Origin of the sequence: Pseudomonas sp. B20(2017) (assembly GCF_002113125.1) — a bacterium.
In the GTDB taxonomy this organism is placed as follows: Bacteria; Pseudomonadota; Gammaproteobacteria; order Pseudomonadales; family Pseudomonadaceae; genus Aquipseudomonas.
In genome coordinates this window covers 60,373-76,870 of sequence record NZ_NEJP01000026.1, presented here as the reverse complement: position 1 = coordinate 76,870, position 16,498 = coordinate 60,373, and the positions used below count along the sequence as shown (strand labels likewise).

Annotated in this window: 18 protein-coding genes and 1 tRNA gene; 7 read left to right on the top strand and 12 right to left on the bottom strand. The window is 59.3% G+C overall.

Annotation, left to right across the window (positions count from 1 at the left end):
* Both CAF63_RS28775 and CAF63_RS27515 read left to right on the top strand, forming a co-directional pair.
* Nucleotides 1–839, top strand: an 839-nt coding sequence (locus CAF63_RS28775) for an RHS repeat-associated core domain-containing protein (RefSeq protein ID WP_178081863.1), incomplete at its 5' end; no start/stop codon positions are given.
* The gene (locus CAF63_RS27515; RefSeq protein WP_085690515.1) at nt 836–1,138 is read left to right on the top strand and encodes a contact-dependent growth inhibition system immunity protein; all 303 of its coding nucleotides are present in this window, start codon (nt 836–838) and stop codon (nt 1,136–1,138) included. The genes CAF63_RS28775 and CAF63_RS27515, both read left to right, overlap by 4 nt.
* Nucleotides 1,139–1,267: 129 nt before the next feature.
* Here the strand turns inward: CAF63_RS27515 and CAF63_RS28885 are convergent, their stop codons facing one another.
* The 4 genes from CAF63_RS28885 to CAF63_RS27500 all read right to left on the bottom strand — a co-directional run bounded on the left by CAF63_RS28885 (nt 1,268) and on the right by CAF63_RS27500 (nt 2,990).
* Nucleotides 1,268–1,432: a hypothetical protein gene (locus CAF63_RS28885; RefSeq protein ID WP_007952178.1), complete on the bottom strand. Its 165-nt coding sequence runs from the start codon at nt 1,430–1,432 to the stop codon at nt 1,268–1,270.
* A 124-nt stretch (nt 1,433–1,556) separates the two neighbouring features.
* Nucleotides 1,557–1,985 (bottom strand): YMGG-like glycine zipper-containing protein, encoded by a 429-nt coding sequence (locus CAF63_RS27510; RefSeq protein ID WP_085690514.1) that lies wholly within the window; start codon nt 1,983–1,985, stop codon nt 1,557–1,559.
* Nucleotides 1,986–2,122: 137 nt separating this feature from the next.
* Nucleotides 2,123–2,491 (bottom strand): glycine zipper domain-containing protein, encoded by a 369-nt coding sequence (locus CAF63_RS27505; RefSeq protein ID WP_039769955.1) that lies wholly within the window; start codon nt 2,489–2,491, stop codon nt 2,123–2,125.
* Nucleotides 2,492–2,801: 310 nt separating this feature from the next.
* Complete coding sequence (locus CAF63_RS27500) at nt 2,802–2,990, bottom strand: hypothetical protein (RefSeq protein WP_085690513.1); 189 nt, start codon at nt 2,988–2,990, stop codon at nt 2,802–2,804.
* A gap of 242 nt (nt 2,991–3,232) precedes the next feature.
* On the opposite strand from CAF63_RS27500, the gene CAF63_RS27495 reads away from it, so the two are divergent.
* A complete protein-coding gene (locus CAF63_RS27495) occupies nt 3,233–3,511 on the top strand; it encodes a hypothetical protein (RefSeq protein ID WP_085690512.1) in 279 nt (92 codons plus the stop codon).
* Between the two features lie 42 nt (nt 3,512–3,553).
* Here the strand turns inward: CAF63_RS27495 and CAF63_RS27490 are convergent, their stop codons facing one another.
* Both CAF63_RS27490 and CAF63_RS27485 read right to left on the bottom strand, forming a co-directional pair.
* A complete protein-coding gene (locus CAF63_RS27490; protein WP_007959944.1) occupies nt 3,554–3,874 on the bottom strand; it encodes a YbjQ family protein in 321 nt (106 codons plus the stop codon).
* A 152-nt stretch (nt 3,875–4,026) separates the two neighbouring features.
* Nucleotides 4,027–4,116: transfer RNA gene (locus tag CAF63_RS27485), tRNA-Ser, on the bottom strand.
* Nucleotides 4,117–4,423: 307 nt separating this feature from the next.
* Between CAF63_RS27485 and CAF63_RS27480 the strand changes: the two genes are divergently transcribed.
* The 3 genes from CAF63_RS27480 to CAF63_RS27470 all read left to right on the top strand — a co-directional run bounded on the left by CAF63_RS27480 (nt 4,424) and on the right by CAF63_RS27470 (nt 7,159).
* The gene (locus CAF63_RS27480) at nt 4,424–5,113 is read left to right on the top strand and encodes a crotonase/enoyl-CoA hydratase family protein (RefSeq protein WP_011333225.1); all 690 of its coding nucleotides are present in this window, start codon (nt 4,424–4,426) and stop codon (nt 5,111–5,113) included.
* A gap of 216 nt (nt 5,114–5,329) precedes the next feature.
* Nucleotides 5,330–6,052 (top strand): 1-acylglycerol-3-phosphate O-acyltransferase, encoded by a 723-nt coding sequence (locus tag CAF63_RS27475; RefSeq protein ID WP_085690517.1) that lies wholly within the window; start codon nt 5,330–5,332, stop codon nt 6,050–6,052.
* Nucleotides 6,053–6,187: 135 nt separating this feature from the next.
* A complete protein-coding gene (locus CAF63_RS27470) occupies nt 6,188–7,159 on the top strand; it encodes a magnesium and cobalt transport protein CorA (protein WP_007959954.1) in 972 nt (323 codons plus the stop codon).
* Nucleotides 7,160–7,198: 39 nt separating this feature from the next.
* On the opposite strand, the gene CAF63_RS27465 is transcribed toward CAF63_RS27470, so the two are convergent.
* The 3 genes from CAF63_RS27465 to CAF63_RS27455 all read right to left on the bottom strand — a co-directional run bounded on the left by CAF63_RS27465 (nt 7,199) and on the right by CAF63_RS27455 (nt 11,385).
* Entirely contained in the window at nt 7,199–7,921 is a 723-nt protein-coding gene (locus CAF63_RS27465) for an amidotransferase (RefSeq protein WP_085690511.1), read from the bottom strand.
* 96 nt (nt 7,922–8,017) lie between these two features.
* Nucleotides 8,018–10,162 (bottom strand): 3-hydroxyacyl-CoA dehydrogenase NAD-binding domain-containing protein, encoded by a 2,145-nt coding sequence (locus CAF63_RS27460; protein WP_085690510.1) that lies wholly within the window; start codon nt 10,160–10,162, stop codon nt 8,018–8,020.
* A 17-nt stretch (nt 10,163–10,179) separates the two neighbouring features.
* Complete coding sequence (locus CAF63_RS27455) at nt 10,180–11,385, bottom strand: acetyl-CoA C-acetyltransferase (RefSeq protein WP_085690509.1); 1,206 nt, start codon at nt 11,383–11,385, stop codon at nt 10,180–10,182.
* Nucleotides 11,386–11,967: 582 nt separating this feature from the next.
* On the opposite strand from CAF63_RS27455, the gene CAF63_RS27450 reads away from it, so the two are divergent.
* Entirely contained in the window at nt 11,968–12,789 is an 822-nt protein-coding gene (locus CAF63_RS27450) for a cytochrome c (protein ID WP_085690508.1), read from the top strand.
* Nucleotides 12,790–12,933: 144 nt separating this feature from the next.
* Here CAF63_RS27450 and CAF63_RS27445 read toward each other — a convergent pair whose 3' ends face one another.
* Genes CAF63_RS27445 through CAF63_RS27435 form a run of 3 tightly spaced genes read right to left on the bottom strand, consistent with a single transcriptional unit; the run spans nt 12,934 to nt 16,112 of the window.
* The gene (locus tag CAF63_RS27445) at nt 12,934–13,743 is read right to left on the bottom strand and encodes a transglutaminase family protein (RefSeq protein ID WP_007959971.1); all 810 of its coding nucleotides are present in this window, start codon (nt 13,741–13,743) and stop codon (nt 12,934–12,936) included.
* Nucleotides 13,740–14,690 carry an alpha-E domain-containing protein gene (locus CAF63_RS27440; protein WP_007959974.1) on the bottom strand — a complete coding sequence of 317 codons (951 nt, stop codon included), beginning with the start codon at nt 14,688–14,690 and terminating at the stop codon, nt 13,740–13,742. The genes CAF63_RS27445 and CAF63_RS27440 overlap by 4 nt, the downstream gene beginning before the upstream one ends.
* Before the next feature lie 12 nt (nt 14,691–14,702).
* Complete coding sequence (locus CAF63_RS27435) at nt 14,703–16,112, bottom strand: circularly permuted type 2 ATP-grasp protein (protein WP_085690507.1); 1,410 nt, start codon at nt 16,110–16,112, stop codon at nt 14,703–14,705.
* Between the last annotated feature and the right edge of the window lie 386 nt (nt 16,113–16,498).

Here is a 16,498-nt window from a genome sequence, read left to right as displayed (position 1 = left end):
AGGAACAACACCGAAGTTTCATCTACGAACCCGGCACCTTCCGCCCGCTGGTGATGCTCGACGGCAAAGGCCCAAAACGCGCCTGCCCGTTCTACTACCAGCTCGACCACCTCGGCACCCCGCAGGAACTGACCGACTACAGCGGCGAGATCGTCTGGTCCGCCAAATACAGCGCCTACGGCAAGGTCACCTCGCTGGAACTGGCGACCGAGGACTACCTGAACCAGCCACTGCGCTTTCAGGGGCAGTACTTCGATGACGAAAGCGGGCTGCATTACAACCGGCATCGGTATTACGACCCGGAGGTGGGACGGTATCTGACGCCGGATCCGGTGAAGCTGGCGGGTGGGTTGAATCAGTACCGGTACGTACCGAATCCGACGGGGTGGGTGGATCCGTTGGGGTTAACTTGCAATCCGTGCCCGGGATCGAAGACAGCCGATGGACCTTACAGTGAGATTGTTCCCGGCGGAGGCTTGGAAGCACATGAAAAAAGAGGAGGACACTTCATTGAAAAGCATGTTGACCGAACAGCCGCACAATTAGCTCAACGCTTGAAAGAGGAACCTCGTCTAAGTAGAGCGTCGACCTTCTATGATAGAGCTACGGCCGAAAAGGCTATGTCGACTGTAATTTCCTCCAACAAAGCGGTAATAGAAAATTTCGTAAACAGCAAAGAAAAACAAATCATTATTAACGACTCGGTTCCGTATCATGTCGGGATCGTATTAAGGAGAAAGGCAACAAGCGTGAGGAAAGTCTCCGGAGTTTATTTACTCTTGCGAAAAGACAAAAAGATGCAAGACGGTTATCGAATACATACGGGGTTCGCAGAATGACGAGGACAAAATCCCCTGCTCTCTTTCAGCTACTAGCCGGGTATTTCCATGAGGATTGGACAAGTGATCATGAAGAGGCTGACGATGTTTTAAAACTTTTCCTCTCTGAGACTTCTGATGAGAACCTCTTCCACGTCAAAGTTGAACTGAAGACCCTCTTAAGGTCGAAGCTTAGCGAAGAGCAGTTGGAGGATTTTTTGCTTGAAGAAATTGGCTGCTCCTACTACTACCCCAGCGAGTGGTCTTCTGGTAGGACATGGCTGGAACACGTGCTTGACTTGCTGAGCAGGGGGGATTAGCAAAGATTTCCGGCTTTACCAAAAATGAGCAGCGCTTGTGCTTTAGCATCACTAACTTCATTAATGTTATGGGGCCGGAAACATAGGCCCCAAAGCTCAAACCTGCACCATTCTCTTACAGAAATCCCATCACTCATCATCATCAAAATCCTCATACTCAAGCTCCTCCTCACCCTCCAAAAGCGGAACCGTCGCATCATCCATCAACGACCCCGGATCTTCATTCCCCGGATCATTGATAAACGGCAATCCGCTCGGGCCTTTTTCTTCCTTGCCTTCGGTTTCGGGAGTCATGGCGCACCTCGTCAATCGCGTTCGTATACGACGTTCGAAAAGTATGGCCGCTAATCGTTCCTGTGCATTTCACACAGGCATGAAAAACCCGGCATAAAGCCGGGTTTCCAGAGCACCGATCACCTCAACGATGCCGATTCTTGTGTTTGTTCTTGTGCTTGTGACCACCGCCGGAATGCGAATGACCGCCATCGTCACCCAGGTTGTTGCCGACCGCACCACCCGCCGCGCCACCCAATCCCGCGCCAATGGCCGAACCCGTGGAGCCACCAAGGCTGTTGCCGACCACGGACCCGCCAGCGGCGCCGAGGCCACCACCAATGGCGGCTTCAGTACGATTGTGTTTATTCGCCCCGACGGCGCTGCCGGCCGCACCACCCACGCCAGCACCTACCGCCGCACCGGTGCTGCCGCCGAGTTGCCCACCAACCACGTTACCCAGCACACCGCCCAGCCCACCACCGACGGCCGCCGAACCATCGCCGGCAGCCATGGCACCTTGAGCCATGAGCAATCCCAAAACCAACGCAGTTGCAGTTAAAGTCGAGCGCATACAGACCTCACAGGTCCCGAGTCGGGACGGTATGCCCACGGAGGGGGCTATGTGCAATTGGAGCCGTTTAAGGGAAAAACGTTCAGCAACGAAAAGGCCCGGCATAAAGCCGGGCCTTTTCAGTCACGCGTTGGTAATCAGTGACGCTTGTGACCTTTGGACAGATTGCTGCCCACCGCGCCACCGGCTGCGCCGCCCAGGCCAGCACCGATGGTGGCGCCAGTCTTGCCACCCAGGCTGTTACCGATCACCGAACCGCCTGCCGCACCGACGCCGCCGCCGATGGCCGCTTTGGTACGAGCCCCTTTCTTGGCAGCCAATGCGCTGCCGGCCGCACCCGCTACACCAGCACCAATCGCTGCACCGGTGCTGCCGCCCATTTTCTGACCAACCACGTTACCCAGAGCGCCGCCCAGACCGCCACCCAATGCGGCAGTACCGTCGCCAGCCATTGCACCTTGAGCAACCAGAAGCCCCAGAACCAGAGCAGGCAGAGTTAAACGCATGACGAAAAACCTCAACAGAAGGAATAAAAAAGGGCGCAGATTGAATGCTGTTGCCGCGGCAATGTCCAGCGTCGCAGCGTACTTGGCGCCGATTGGACAGCGATTTTGGAAAAGGTTTTATGGCAGGCAAAAAAAAGCCCGCTGGGGAGACGGGCTGGAGACTTGCTTTCTAACGGATGGCTTCACCCTACCCAGCCGGGTGTGAAAAGTTTGTGAAAGAAACCAGACGAATCTGCGATTTCTGTAGGGCATTTCTCAAAAAACAGAGACAAAAAACCCCGCTCAATGGCGGGGCTGTGTGGCATCCGGATTACTTCCTGGAACGTGCCGTCACCTTGGGCAGAAATTTGGCTTTCGGCCCCTTGGGTGCTGTGGACTTGATCTTGCCGGTCTGCACCGGGTCTTCGCCAAAACCCGCCTGATACTCGGTCTGGCCGCAGCGCACGCAATTGTTGAATGGAAATTCAGCCCCGTCGTCTTCGATGTACGGATCAGTCATCTCTTCACCCCTTTTCAAATGCGGGCCGACACCGGCAAACCCTTTCGCCTGAAAAAATATCGACCTCCAAGGCTTTTGAGACTAGTCGGTCATTCCTGGACTTGTGATTCAGATGTCCCGAAGCCCGACGAATGGCCTACGGAAATTAAACACAATGACGAACCGTTGGTCCCGCGCGGCTAAAGATTCCCGGCGACCGACCGCTGCCCTTTTTCCTGCGCAATGAATCTCAAGGAGAGAACATGGAAATCAAAGGATTCCCGACACTGCCCGTTGTAAAGCTCACGGACGAACAGATCGCCGCCGGTAAAGCCGGGGCGGAAAAACTCAAGGAAAAGATCGCTTCAGGTGAAATCGTCATCAAGCAGCCAACCGGACCGAGTCCGTTGCAGCCCGGCGTCATCTACCACCCAGACCCGGTTCAGCCCGCGCAACCAGGCGATACCCCGCCTTTCGTCGCGATCGATACGCCGCTGACTTACGATTCGAAAGGCACTGTCCTGCTCAAACCACAGGGCTGATTGTCAGTAAAGAGTCCGTTCCGTTGAATGGGCTCACAAGCCTCAGCGCAACTTGACTGCCGTGCCGGTCGCAAACACCACAACCATGCCACCCTTCCCTGCCGGCATGCTGATCTCGAAATCCACCCCGACCACCGCATCCGCCTGCAAGGCCCGCGCGCGCTCCTTGATCTCGTCAGTCGCCTGAACCCGCGCCTCCTTCAACGCCCGCTCCAGCGTCTGCGAACGCCCGCCGAAAAAGTCCCGCATGCCGGCGAACATATCGCGAATCACATTCACGCCCTGCACCGACTCGGCACTGACGATATCCAGATACGCCGTAATCTGCCGGCCTTCGATGGAGTGGGTGGTGGAAATGATCATGGAGGACGTCCTTTTACTGGCCGGATAAAACCGCGATTGTAATGCCCTGGCAAAGGGAAGCCGAAGCAATCTCTGTGACCAAAAAACCGGGCACCAGAATGCACAAAACCCCTGGCTTCTTTCGAAACCAGGGGTTTTGTTTACATCGAATTTGGCGGTGAAGGAGAGATTCGAACTCTCGATACAGTTTCCTGTATACACACTTTCCAGGCGTGCTCCTTAAGCCACTCGGACACTTCACCGTATCTCTTCAAACATGTTCTGTCTGTCGAGGCGCGCTAATGTAGTCGAAAGCTTTTCTGATGGCAAACTTTTTTTCAGAATTTTCATGCGGTTAAGAGAAAAAGTCGCTTCCACCTTCTAGGGGCCATGGCAATCCGGCCAATCTCGGGTGGGCGCAGCCCTTCTATATAGGTGCGCAGGCGTCAGGCGCGTGGCGTGTTGCTGCGCATCGGCCGGCAAACGGTGACCGGCGGGTCAGTCACAGTGCTTTACCTGACCGGCGACGGTGGGTAACGTCTGCCCATCTTTCTTATAAGGAATTGCGCCATGAGCGACCTGATTGCCTACCACCTCGAAGACGGTATCGCGACCCTGACCCTGAGCAACGGCAAGGTCAACGCCATTTCCCCGGACGTGATCGCGGCCTTCAACGCGGCGCTGGATCAGGCGGTGGCGGATCGTGCCATTGTGATCATCACCGGTCAGCCGGGCATTCTCTCTGGCGGCTATGACCTGAAAGTGATGACTGCCGGCCCTAAAGAAGCCGTTTCCCTGGTGACCGCCGGTTCTACTCTGGCCCGCCGTCTGTTGTCGCACCCGTTTCCGGTGATTGTTGCTTGCCCGGGGCATGCCGTGGCCAAAGGCGCATTCATTCTGTTGTCCGCCGATTACCGGATCGGTGTCGACGGTCCTTTCAGTATTGGTCTGAACGAAGTGCAGATCGGCATGACCATGCACCACGCCGGCATTGAGCTGGCCCGTGATCGCCTGCGTCGCTCGGCCTTCCATCGCTCGGTGATCAACGGCGAGATGTTCGATCCGCAAAGCGCAGTGGATGCCGGTTTCCTCGACAAAGTGGTCGCGGCCGAAGAACTGCAAGGCGCCGCCCTTGCCGCTGCGCGTCAGTTGAAGAAGATCAACATGACCGCGCACAAGAACACCAAGCTGAAAGTGCGCAAGGCGCTGCTGGAAACCCTGGACAACGCAATCATTCAGGATCAGGAGCATCTGGGCTGATACCCGGCTCGCCCCGATTCATAAAAGCCCGACTGTCGTGTCGGGCTTTTTCTTACGCGGCTTGTTGAAAACGCCGCAGCAGCTCTAGAACGCCTCTGACCAACAAGTCGGAAACATGCGCTTAAACATCGCCCATCTCCGGACTCTATAGCGGCAATTGCCGAAAACAGTGCACATCCGTACACTGCGCCACCTTTTGTCCCGATGGGCCTGAAAATGCTGTTTGTGTTTCGTATGTTATTGATGGGCCTGCACTTTATTCTGGCGGGGATCCTCGGAGTGATCCTCGGGCTGTGCCGGCCATTCAATCCAGACAACAGTCGCCTGTGTGCCCGTCTCTATGCACTGCCAGCGATGTGCATTTTGCGTCTGCGGGTGAAAGCCGATGTCGGCCCGCTGATGAACAAGCCCGACAGTTGCGTGATCATCGCCAACCATCAGTCCAACTACGACCTGTTCGTGTTCGGTAACGTGGTGCCGCGTCGTACCGTGTGCATCGGCAAAAAGAGCCTGAAGTGGGTGCCACTGTTCGGGCAACTGTTCTGGCTGGCGGGCAACGTGCTGATCGATCGTGGGAACGCGCACAAGGCGCGCCAGTCGATGCTGACCACCACCGACACCTTGCAGCACAAAGACACCTCGATCTGGGTCTTCCCGGAAGGCACCCGCAACCTGGGTGAGGAACTGCTGCCATTCAAGAAAGGCGCGTTCCAGATGGCCATTGCAGCCGGGGTGCCGATCGTCCCGGTGTGTGTCAGCAGCTACATCAAGCACATGCGCCTGAATCGCTGGCACAGCGGGAAAATTCTCATACGCTCGCTGCCGGCAATTCCTACCGCCGGCCTGACCATGGACGACATGCCCATGCTCATCAACCAATGCCGAGAGCAGATGCGCGAATGCATCGATGCGATGGATCGACATCTGCAAGCCGCGTGAAAAAGAAGCCCGCCCCGTGCGGGTTTTCTTTTGCCCCGGTGAACTGTGCAGATTTCACTGACTCTCAAGCAGCGACACGGCTAAGCTGAAGCCATGCCTCCCCCGCCATCTGCCAAGAAGAAGTGAACCACCACCATGGGTCGAGTTGTTGCTGCTGCGGTTTACAGCGCCGGTAAGAAAGTCACAAATATTTCCCTCGACGAAGGCGCGGCCTGGGCCGCCAAGACCGGCCACTTCGTCTGGATCGGCCTCGAAGAGCCGAACGCCCAGGAACTGTCCAACCTGCAACGCCAGTTCAACCTGCACGAACTGGCCATCGAAGACGCCCTGGAAAAACACAGCCGGCCGAAGCTGGAAACGTTTGGCGACGCGCTGTTCATCGTCACCTACTCACCGGTGCGCGAACACGGGATTCTGCAGTTCATCGAAACCCACATCTTTGCCGGCAAAGGCTACATCATCACCGCCCGCAACGGTCACTCGGCCTCCTACGCCCACGTCCGCCAACGCTGTGAGGCGCGGCCACTGTTGCTGGAGCACGGGGAAGATTTCGTACTGTATGCGCTGCTGGATTTCGTCATCGAAAACTATCAGCCGGTGGGTGAAGCGATCCACGCCGAGATCGATGAACTGGAACGCAATGTGTTGTGCAGCGCACTGAATGAATACGACATCCAGAAGCTTCATGGTTTGCGCCGCGATGTACTGCGCTTGCGTCGTTACGCGGCGCCGATGGTGGAAATCGGCGAGGAACTGCAGAAGCTGAGCTTCCCCTTCATCGACAAGAATATGCGTCCGTACTTTCGCGATGTGCAGATACATGTGAACCGGCAGATGGAAGATCTGACCACCCTGGCCGATATCGCCAGCCAGACCATCGAAATCGGCGTGCTGCTGGAAGCGTCACGCCAGAGCGTGGTGCAACGCAAATTCGCTGCATGGGCGGCGATTCTGGCGTTCCCGACGGCAGTGGCAGGAATTTATGGGATGAACTTTCAGAACATGCCGGAGCTGAGCTGGCACTACGGCTATTTCGGTGTATTGGGCTTTATCACGGTCGGCTGCGTGAGCCTGTGGGCGAGCTTCAAGAAATCGGGCTGGCTATAAGAAAAAACGCCCCCGTGCAAAACACGGGGGCGCCTGGATTCAAGCAGCGGTCGGTTTGTGCGCCACGAAGCGCATCATCCATTCCGCAACAGTGGTGCCGTGGTGCTGATGCTCCAGGCTGGCCACGCCCTTGCTGTAGATCTGCTCGCCCAACGCTTCCTGACGCAGGTCCAACAGCGCTCGCGAATAGTCGTGAATGAATTCCGGATGCCCCTGGAAGCACAGCACCTGATCGTTGATGTGGTAAGCGGCGAACGGGCAGAAATCGCTCGATGCAATCACCGTGGCGTTCTCCGGTAGCGCCGTGACCTGATCCTGGTGGCTGATCAACAACGTCAGCTCTTCACGCACCGGACTCATCCACGGCGCCTTGGCCGCCAGTTTGTAATTGTGAATGCCGACACCCCAACCCTGGGTCGCACGCTCGCTCTTGCCGCCCAGCAGCAGCGCCAGCAACTGATGGCCGAAGCACACGCCGAGCAGTTTGTCGCCGCGCTCATAGCGGTTCAGCAGGTATTGCTTGAGGGTCTGGATCCACGGGTCGGTGCCGAACGAGTCGGCCTTGCTGCCGGTGACCAGATACGCATCGAAGGTCAGGTCATCACTCGGATAATCGCCCTGCATCACGTTGTACACCGTGAACTCGGCAGCAATCGGTTGTTGCGAGAACAGGCGCTGGAACATGTGCCCGTAACCCTGATATTCATCGATCAGTTCCGGACGCAGGATGTCGGTTTCCAGAATGCAGATGCGTAACGACATAAAAAATTCCTGACACGTGATGGGAATAATGCACACCCCCAGAGCCTGCCTTGAAACTACCCGGCAAGGCAAGCCCCGAGATGCGTCCCCAACCCGTTAGAACAACTCGCCCTTCGCAGCCTTTTCCAGCAGCAGCGCTGGCGGCGCGAAACGCTCGCCGTACTGTTCCGCCAGGTACTGCGCCCGCGCGACAAAATCCTTCACCCTATATTGATTGATGAACTGCAGCGCGCCTCCCGTCCAGGCCGCGAAGCCGATGCCGAAGATCGAGCCGACGTTGGCATCCGCCGTCGATGTCAGCACGCCCTCCTCCACGCAACGCACGGTCTCGATGGCCTGTACGAACAGCAACCGGTCACGCACATCCTTCGGCGAAATCTGCCCGTCGGCTTTCTCGAAACGGGTTTTCAGCTCCGGCCACAAGTGTTTCTGGCCGCCCGCCGGGTACTCGTAAAAACCGCCTCCCGCGGCCTTGCCCGGCCGTTTGTATTCGTTGAGCAGCAAGTCAATCACGGCGAACGCCGGGTGCTCAATCAGCGGTTTCCCTTCTGCTTGAAGGTCTTTGGCCGTTTGCTGACGGATATGGCTCATCAGGCTGAGGGAAACTTCGTCGGAGATCGCCAGCGGCCCGACTGGCATGCCGGCCTTGCGCGCTTCGGTCTCGATCATCGGCGCACTGACGCCCTCACCCAGCATCGCAATACCTTCATTGGTAAACGTGCCGAACACCCGCGAAGTGAAGAAGCCGCGACTGTCGTTGACCACAATCGGCGTTTTCTTGATTTGCAGTACGAAATCGAACCCGCGTGCGAGGGTCTCTTCGCTGGTTTGCGCACCTTTGATGATTTCCACCAACGGCATTCTCTCCACCGGACTGAAGAAGTGCAGGCCGATGAACTTGCTTTGATCCGGCACCGCAGTCGCCAACCCGGTGATGGGCAATGTGGAAGTGTTGGAGGCAATCACCGCGTCGCCACCAACCACCTGTTGCGCCGCCGCCGAGACCTTGGCCTTGAGATCGCGATCCTCGAACACCGCCTCGATGATCAGATCGCAACCTGCCAGATCGGTATCGCTTTCGGTCGGGTGGATACGCGCCAGCACCGCTTCACGCTGCTGCGCAGTCATCTGCCCGCGGGCAACTTTCTTGTCCAGCAGTGCTGCCGAATACGCTTTGCCCTTTTCCGCGGCAGCGAGGTTGATGTCCTTGAGCACCACGTCGATCCCGGCCGATGCGCTGACATAGGCAATTCCTGCGCCCATCATGCCCGCGCCGAGGACGCCCACGCGCTTTGTCACATAAGGCGCAAAACCCTGCGGCCGCGAACCGCCGGCATTGATTTCATTGAGTTGGAACCAGAACGTGCCGATCAGGTTTTTCGAGATTTGGCCGGTAGTCAGTTCGGTGAAGTAGCGGGTTTCGATCAGGTGCGCCGTGTCGAAATCCACCTGCGCGCCTTCCACCGCCGCACACAGAATCTTCTCCGGTGCCGGCAACGTGCCCTGGGTTTTGGTGCGCAGGATCGACGGCGCAATCGCCAGCATCTGAGCAACTTTCGGGTTCGACGGAGTGCCGCCGGGAATCTGATAGCCCTTCACATCCCAACGCTGCACAGCCGCAGGATTGGCCAGAATCCAGGCCTTGGCCTTGGCCAGCAATTCATCGCGATCCGCCGCCAGCTCATCAATCAGACCCGCCTGCAACGCCTGCTGCGGACGGACTTTTTTGCCTTCTAGCAGGTACGGGAGGGCTTTTTCGATGCCAAGCATGCGCACCATACGCACCACGCCACCACCGCCCGGCAACAGGCCGAGGGTCACTTCCGGCAAACCGAGCTGCACCGACGCATCGTCCAGCGCCACGCGATGATGACAGGCCAGGCAGATTTCCCAGCCGCCGCCGAGGGCCGCGCCGTTGATCGCCGCGACCACCGGTTTGCCGAGGGTTTCCAGGGTGCGCAACTGACCCTTGAGGGTCAGCACCATGTCGTAGAAAGCCTTGGCTTCAGGCTTGCCGACCTTGATCAGTTCATTCAGGTCGCCGCCGGCGAAGAAGGTTTTCTTGGCCGAGGTGATGACCACCCCGGCGATGTCATCTTTTTCCGCCTGCAAACGGGCGACGCTTTCGGCCATGGCCTCGCGGTACACCGCGTTCATGGTGTTGGCGCTCTGGCCCGGCATGTCGATGGTCAGGAGAACGATGCCGTCCTGGCCTTTTTCGTAACGAATGGCTTGGGTCATGACAGGATTCCTTGGGGTCAGAGGCGTTCGATGATGGTGGCGATGCCCATGCCGCCGCCGACGCACAGCGTCGCGAGGCCGTAGCGCAGGCGCCGGGCTTCCAGTTCATCGAGCAAGGTGCCGAGGATCGCGCAACCGGTGGCGCCCAGCGGGTGGCCCATGGCGATCGAGCCGCCATTGACGTTGACCTTGTCCGGGTCGACGGCCATGTCCTTGATGAATTTCAGCACCACTGAGGCGAACGCCTCGTTGACTTCAAACAGGTCAATGTCCTCCACCCGCAGCCCGGCCTTGGCCAGCGCCTTGCGAGTGGCCGGCGCCGGGCCGGTGAGCATGATGGTCGGGTCGGTGCTGGTGACCGCCGTGGCGACGATCCGCGCCCGGGGTTGCAGACCCAACGCACGCCCCTTCGCTTCGGAGCCGATCAGCATCAGCGCCGCGCCGTCGACGATCCCCGAGCTGTTGCCCGGCGTGTGTACATGATTAATCCGCTCGACATGGCTGTAGACCCGCAGCGCCGTGGCGTCGAAGCCCATCTGGCCGATCATCTCGAAGCTCGGCTTGAGCTTGCCCAGACCTTCAAGGGTCGACTCGGCGCGAATGAACTCATCGTGATCGAGCAGGATGATGCCGTTCTGATCCTGCACCGGCACCAGCGACTTGTTGAACGAACCGTCGGCCCGGGCACGTGCGGCTTTCTGCTGTGAGTGGAGCGCATAGGCATCGACGTCCTGACGGCTGAAGCCTTCGAGGGTGGCAATCAGGTCGGCGCCGACACCTTGAGGGGTAAAGTGACTGTGCAGGTTGGTCTGCGGGTCCAGCGCCCAGGCGCCGCCGTCGCTGCCCATCGGTACGCGGGACATGGATTCGACACCGCCGACCACCACCAGCTCTTCGAACCCGGAGCGCACTTTCATTGCCCCCAGGTTCACCGCTTCCAGCCCCGAGGCGCAGAAGCGGTTGATCTGCACGCCCGCGACGCTGACGTCCCAATCGGCTACCTGCACAGCGGTCTTGGCGATGTCCGAGCCCTGATCGCCAATCGGCGTGACACAGCCGAGTACCACATCATCGACTTGGCTGGTGTCCAGATCCGTGCGCGCCTGTAAAACGGTCAACAGTCCGGCCACCAGGTTCACCGGTTTGACGCTGTGCAGCGAACCGTCGGCCTTGCCCTTGCCACGGGGTGTGCGTAACGCGTCGAAAATCAAAGCTTGGGTCATGACGTCCTCGAACCTTTGCGGTGAGTGAAATTCGTGTTGTCACTGTTGTCTTCGCAGGCCAGGGATTCAATGACCACAGTGCTCAATGACGTTGACGCCCACGCTCAGACGGACGGTCATCTGTAGCTTGATTAACCGGTTCAGGTGCGCGAGCTGTCTAGCAAACGGGCGGCAAAGAAGCTGGCAATGGGCCTCATGCCTTTTTAATCGCGACAGGTTGCAAATACATACGAAATGGATCTAAGCGAAGCGTGACGCGGGCCCTAAGGTGAAGATGTACGTCGTTGTCGTCGGGTTTTGCCGAGACAGGCGTTCGCTACAGGAAGTGCAGCGCTTGCCGTCATGGAGATGCAGGCAGGCATCAGGAAATAACAAAAAAGGCGGTCAAGCCATGTTCAAACAACCGAAAGTACGGCAAGCAGGGCTCATTCTTTTCGCCACGACGCTGTTGTTGATTCTGCCGAACCTGACCAAGGTCATCGGCTGATTCAAGCGGCAGGTATTGTTCATCGCCACTGAAAATGTGCCTGGCCCGCTACCCGGGCCAGCGTGGCTGTGCCAACCTTTGCGCATTTCCACGACATGGATGGCGATCACTTGAAAAAGCTCATTATGTTTGGGGCCATGCTGCTGAGCATGCCCCTGTGTGCCGCGCAGCTGAACCTGGAGCTGGGCGCGAACAGCCGCACCTGGCAGACCGAGGAATTGCTCAAGCATCCTCAGGTGCAAACCCTCACGGTCAAGAATGATGTGTCCTACAAGAAGGACATGACTTATCGCGCCGTGCCGGTTGCCGCGCTGCTGACCGGCATCAAACCCGAGGATCACCTGCAAGCCGTGGCGCTGGACGGTTTTGCCGCAGAGCTGTCTGCCGCGCCGCTCCTGAACAGCAAAGGTTCACGCGCCTGGCTAGCTATCGAAGATCCGGCGCAGCCCTGGCCGCCGCTGTCGGAAGGCAAGCACAGCGCCGGGCCGTTCTATCTGGTGTGGACCGATCCGCAGGCCGGAAACATCAGCCCGGAACAATGGCCGTTCGAAGTGGCGAGCATCAAGCGCATGGCACCGGTGGCCGAGCGCTTCCCTGCCCTGCTGCCGGATCCTGCATTGAAGGGCGATGACCCGGTGAATCAGGGTTTTGCGCTGTTCCAGAAGAACTGCCTGGCGTGCCATCGCCTGAATGGCGCGGGTGATGCGCAGTTCGGGCCGGACCTGAATATTCCGTACAACCCGACCGAGTACTTCGGCGCGGATTTCCTCAAGCGCTACATCCGCGATCCGCAAAGTCTGCGTCAGTGGCCGCAAGCGAAGATGCCAGGGTTTACCGCCGAGGTGTTGCCGGATGCGGATCTGCAGAAACTGGTGGGGTATTTGCAGCACATGGCCGGGCGCAAGGTTAAGCCTTGATGACTTGAGTCTTGCAGTGCGCTCACTGGCCTCTTCGCGGGCAAGCCCGCTCCCACAGGTTATGCGTTGGATTTGAATCAGCGGCATTTCTGTGGGAGCTGCGGTGCGACGACTCGACTTGCCAGCGATGCGGTATCCCGGATCTTACTGCTGCTGCACCGAGATGATTGGCGCTGGTGTCGGCGACACCAGCACTTTCGCGTGCATCTGCTCTGACCCGCCGCCCCGGCGCATCCCTCGCACCGGGCAGGCATCCAGATAATCCAGACCCACCGCCAGTTTCAGGTGCCGCTCCGGCCGCGCCAGCTCATTGGTCACGTCAAAGCTATACCAGGCGTCATCGATCCAGGCTTCGGCCCAGGCGTGGCTGGCCAGATGTTCGCAATCCTCGCTGTACAGATAACCCGACACATAACGTGACGGCACTCCAAGGCTGCGCGCGCAGGCCAGAAACGCGTGGGCGTGATCCTGACAAACGCCCGCCCGCCCGGCAAACGCCTCGGCGGCGCTGGTATCGACTTCGGTGGCGCCCGGTTTGTAGGTCATGTGCTGGTTCAGCCCATGCATCAGGTCGATCAGTGCATTGCGGTCCCGTCGCTGCTTGCAGGACTTCTCGGCAAACGCCCGCAGCGCCTCGTCAGCCTCGGTCAGCCGGGTGAAACGCAGGAACGGCAACGCCGACTGACTCTCGTGCTCCGCCTCGCGCAGCTCGTCGATATCGACCTGCCCCCGGGCGCCGATGATGATCGCTTCGTGGGGCTCGTCCATGGTCAGCACGTGCAGGATGTTGCCGAACGGATCGAGCTGGGCGCGCACCGGGCGCGGCAGGTCGAGCTGCCAGCTCAGCACATGCTGACGCTCGCTGTCGTGAGGCGTCAGGCGCAGATACTGGATGCTCGCGCGCACCTGATCTTCGTAGTGATAGGTGGTCTCGTGGCTGATGGAAAGTCTCATGCGGCCTCCAGGTAGGAACTGTGAATGGCGTTGCCCAGCTGGCGCACCAGCGGGATGAATTCGGTGAGCCAGGCGTGCAGCCCTTCCTCGAGAATTTCTTGAATGCCGGTGTAGCGCAGGCGCGCGTCCATTTCCGCCGCCAGTCGTTGTGCAGGGCGACCGTTGGCCCCTGGCAGTTGCGCGAGAATCTGGTCAATCTCCTCGGTGCAGGCCCGCAGCGAACGCGGCACATCGGCACGCAACAACAGCAGCTCGGCCACATGTCGGGCGCCGGGCGCATCGCGATAGATCTCGGTGTAAGCCTCGAACGATGACAGCGCCCGCAACAGCGCACTCCACTGGTAATAGGCGTGAGCGGTGCCGTCGCTGACTGCTTCGGCCTGATCGCCGGCCATCTCGTAACGGGCATCGAGCAGGCGCAAGGTGTTGTCGGCCCGTTCGATGAACGTGCCCAGGCGAATGAAGCGAAACGCGTCGTTGCGCATGATGGTGCCGTAGGACGCCCCCCGAAACAGGTGCGAACGTTCCTTGATCCACTCGCAGAAGCGACTCATGCCATAACGGCTGAGGCCCTGATTGGCGATCCCGCGGATCTCCAGCCAGGTGGCGTTGATGTTCTCCCACATGTCCGCGGTGATCCGACCGCGCACCGCATGGGCACTGGCCCGCGCCGCGCCAAGGCAGCTGTAGATGCTCGCCGGATTCGCCGCGTCCAGGGCGAAGAAGTGCAGCAAGCGCTCGGCATGCAGTTCGCCGTGGCGTTCCAGGTAATCGTCCAGCGTGCCGGTGATCAACAGCGGCATCGCCAGTTCATGCAGACCGTCGCCGCGGCCATCCTGCGGCATCAGCGACAGCGAATAGCTGACATCGAGCATCCGTGCGAGGTTTTCCGCCCGCTCCAGGTAACGCGACATCCAGTACAGATCCGAGGCAGTTCTACTTAACATGGCAGGCTTCCTTCAATCCTCGACCACCCAGGTGTCCTTGGTTCCGCCACCCTGGGATGAATTCACCACCAGAGAGCCTTCACGCAGGGCGACACGGGTCAAACCGCCGGGCACGACCCGGGTTTCGCGGCCGGACAATACGAACGGGCGCAGGTCGATATGGCGCGGCGCAATGCCGTTTTCGACAAAGGTCGGACAGGTCGACAGCGACAGCGTCGGTTGTGCGATATAGGCGTGAGGCTTGGCCTTGATCCGCTCGCGGAACGCATCGATTTCCGCGGTCGTCGCCGCCGGCCCCACGAGCATGCCGTAACCGCCGGAGCCCTGGGTTTCCTTGACCACCAGATCCGGAAGATTGGCCAGTACATGGGAAAGTTCAGACGGATTGCGGCATTGCCAGGTCGGCACGTTCTTCAGGATCGGTTCTTCGTCGAGGTAGAAACGGATCATCTCGGTAACGAACGGATACACCGACTTGTCGTCAGCCACGCCGGTGCCGATGGCATTGGCCAGCACCACATTGCCGGAGCGATACGACGACAGCAGACCCGGCACGCCGAGCATCGAATCCGGGCGGAAGGCCAGCGGATCGAGGAACGCGTCGTCGAGCCGGCGGTAGATCACGTCCACCGCTTTCGGGCCGTCGGTGGTGCGCATGAAGACTTTGTCGTCGCGCACGAACAGATCCGCGCCTTCTACCAGCTCCACGCCCATTTCCCGGGCGAGAAACGCATGCTCGAAAAACGCGCTGTTGAACCGTCCCGGCGTCAGCACCACCACACTCGGGTCGTCGATCGGGCTAGAGCTTTTCAGGGTGTCGAGCAGCAGGTTCGGGTAATGGTCGATCGGGGCGATGCGCTGGGCCGCGAACAGCTCGGGGAAAAGGCGCATCATCATCTTGCGGTCTTCGAGCATGTAGCTCACGCCGCTCGGCGTGCGCAGGTTGTCCTCGAGCACGTAATACGTGCCGTCGCCGTCGCGCACCAGATCGACGCCGGAGATGTGCGAATAGATATCGCGGTGCAGATCCAGCCCCTGCATCGCCAACTGGTATTGCTCGTTGGCCAGCACCTGCTCGGCGGGAATGATCCCGGCCTTGATGATGCGTTGCTCGTGGTAAAGGTCGGCGAGGAACATGTTCAACGCCTTGACCCGCTGGATGCAGCCCCGCTCGACGATCCGCCACTCGCTGGCGGGGATGCTGCGCGGAATGGTGTCGAAGGGAATCAGGCGTTCTGTCCCTTGCTCGTCCCCGTAGAGCGTGAAGGTGATCCCGGCGCGATGGAACAGCAGATCGGCCTCGCGTCGCCGCTGGGCCAGCAGTTCGTCAGGCGTCTCGGCCAGCCAGCGGGCAAACTCCCGGTAATGCGGGCGGACCTGGCCGCCGGCATCGTACATTTCATCAAAATAGGTGCGGATCATGCCGTACTCCTTGTCACCCCGGACATACGGGCCTTCGCAAGGCCCGTGCCATCGGCATAAACGCTTTGATTTCAATCGGTTGGATATTCACGCCACAAACCCCGCACCATTCCTGTGCGGCAATTGCCCCAACCTGATCGCCCCCGCTTCATTGCGACGCAGTCCCGTCGCCTATCACCAGCATAGTCAGAGTTGATTTCACTGCCCGCCGGCGGCTGCGGATAATCCGCGCATCCGCTGCAAAAACGTCCCTGACGAAGCCCGCAGCCCCACTGATCCGGCTTGCCTCGGCAGCCCTCCCGGCCGTAACCCTGACCGGTTTCCTCTCCTTCCGGTCTTCCCTTTTAGCCACCTTTTCAGGTGGCTTTTTTTTGCTCCGGATTCTT

Bases quoted from the DNA above. Each gene is read 5' to 3' on its own strand.
- CAF63_RS28885 (WP_007952178.1), bottom strand. From the start codon at position 1,432: ATGACTCCCGAAACCGAAGGCAAGGAAGAAAAAGGCCCGAGCGGATTG.
- CAF63_RS27495 (WP_085690512.1), top strand. From the start codon at position 3,233: ATGGAAATCAAAGGATTCCCGACACTGCCCGTTGTAAAGCTCACGGAC.
- CAF63_RS27475 (WP_085690517.1), top strand. From the start codon at position 5,330: ATGCTGTTTGTGTTTCGTATGTTATTGATGGGCCTGCACTTTATTCTG.
- CAF63_RS27510 (WP_085690514.1), bottom strand. From the start codon at position 1,985: ATGCGCTCGACTTTAACTGCAACTGCGTTGGTTTTGGGATTGCTCATG.
- CAF63_RS27505 (WP_039769955.1), bottom strand. From the start codon at position 2,491: ATGCGTTTAACTCTGCCTGCTCTGGTTCTGGGGCTTCTGGTTGCTCAA.
- CAF63_RS27500 (WP_085690513.1), bottom strand. From the start codon at position 2,990: ATGACTGATCCGTACATCGAAGACGACGGGGCTGAATTTCCATTCAAC.
- CAF63_RS27440 (WP_007959974.1), bottom strand. From the start codon at position 14,690: ATGTTAAGTAGAACTGCCTCGGATCTGTACTGGATGTCGCGTTACCTG.
- CAF63_RS27465 (WP_085690511.1), bottom strand. From the start codon at position 7,921: ATGTCGTTACGCATCTGCATTCTGGAAACCGACATCCTGCGTCCGGAA.
- CAF63_RS27470 (WP_007959954.1), top strand. From the start codon at position 6,188: ATGGGTCGAGTTGTTGCTGCTGCGGTTTACAGCGCCGGTAAGAAAGTC.
- CAF63_RS27460 (WP_085690510.1), bottom strand. From the start codon at position 10,162: ATGACCCAAGCCATTCGTTACGAAAAAGGCCAGGACGGCATCGTTCTC.
- CAF63_RS27450 (WP_085690508.1), top strand. From the start codon at position 11,968: ATGGATGGCGATCACTTGAAAAAGCTCATTATGTTTGGGGCCATGCTG.
- CAF63_RS27455 (WP_085690509.1), bottom strand. From the start codon at position 11,385: ATGACCCAAGCTTTGATTTTCGACGCGTTACGCACACCCCGTGGCAAG.
- CAF63_RS27435 (WP_085690507.1), bottom strand. From the start codon at position 16,112: ATGATCCGCACCTATTTTGATGAAATGTACGATGCCGGCGGCCAGGTC.
- CAF63_RS27480 (WP_011333225.1), top strand. From the start codon at position 4,424: ATGAGCGACCTGATTGCCTACCACCTCGAAGACGGTATCGCGACCCTG.
- CAF63_RS27515 (WP_085690515.1), top strand. From the start codon at position 836: ATGACGAGGACAAAATCCCCTGCTCTCTTTCAGCTACTAGCCGGGTAT.
- CAF63_RS27445 (WP_007959971.1), bottom strand. From the start codon at position 13,743: ATGAGACTTTCCATCAGCCACGAGACCACCTATCACTACGAAGATCAG.
- CAF63_RS27490 (WP_007959944.1), bottom strand. From the start codon at position 3,874: ATGATCATTTCCACCACCCACTCCATCGAAGGCCGGCAGATTACGGCG.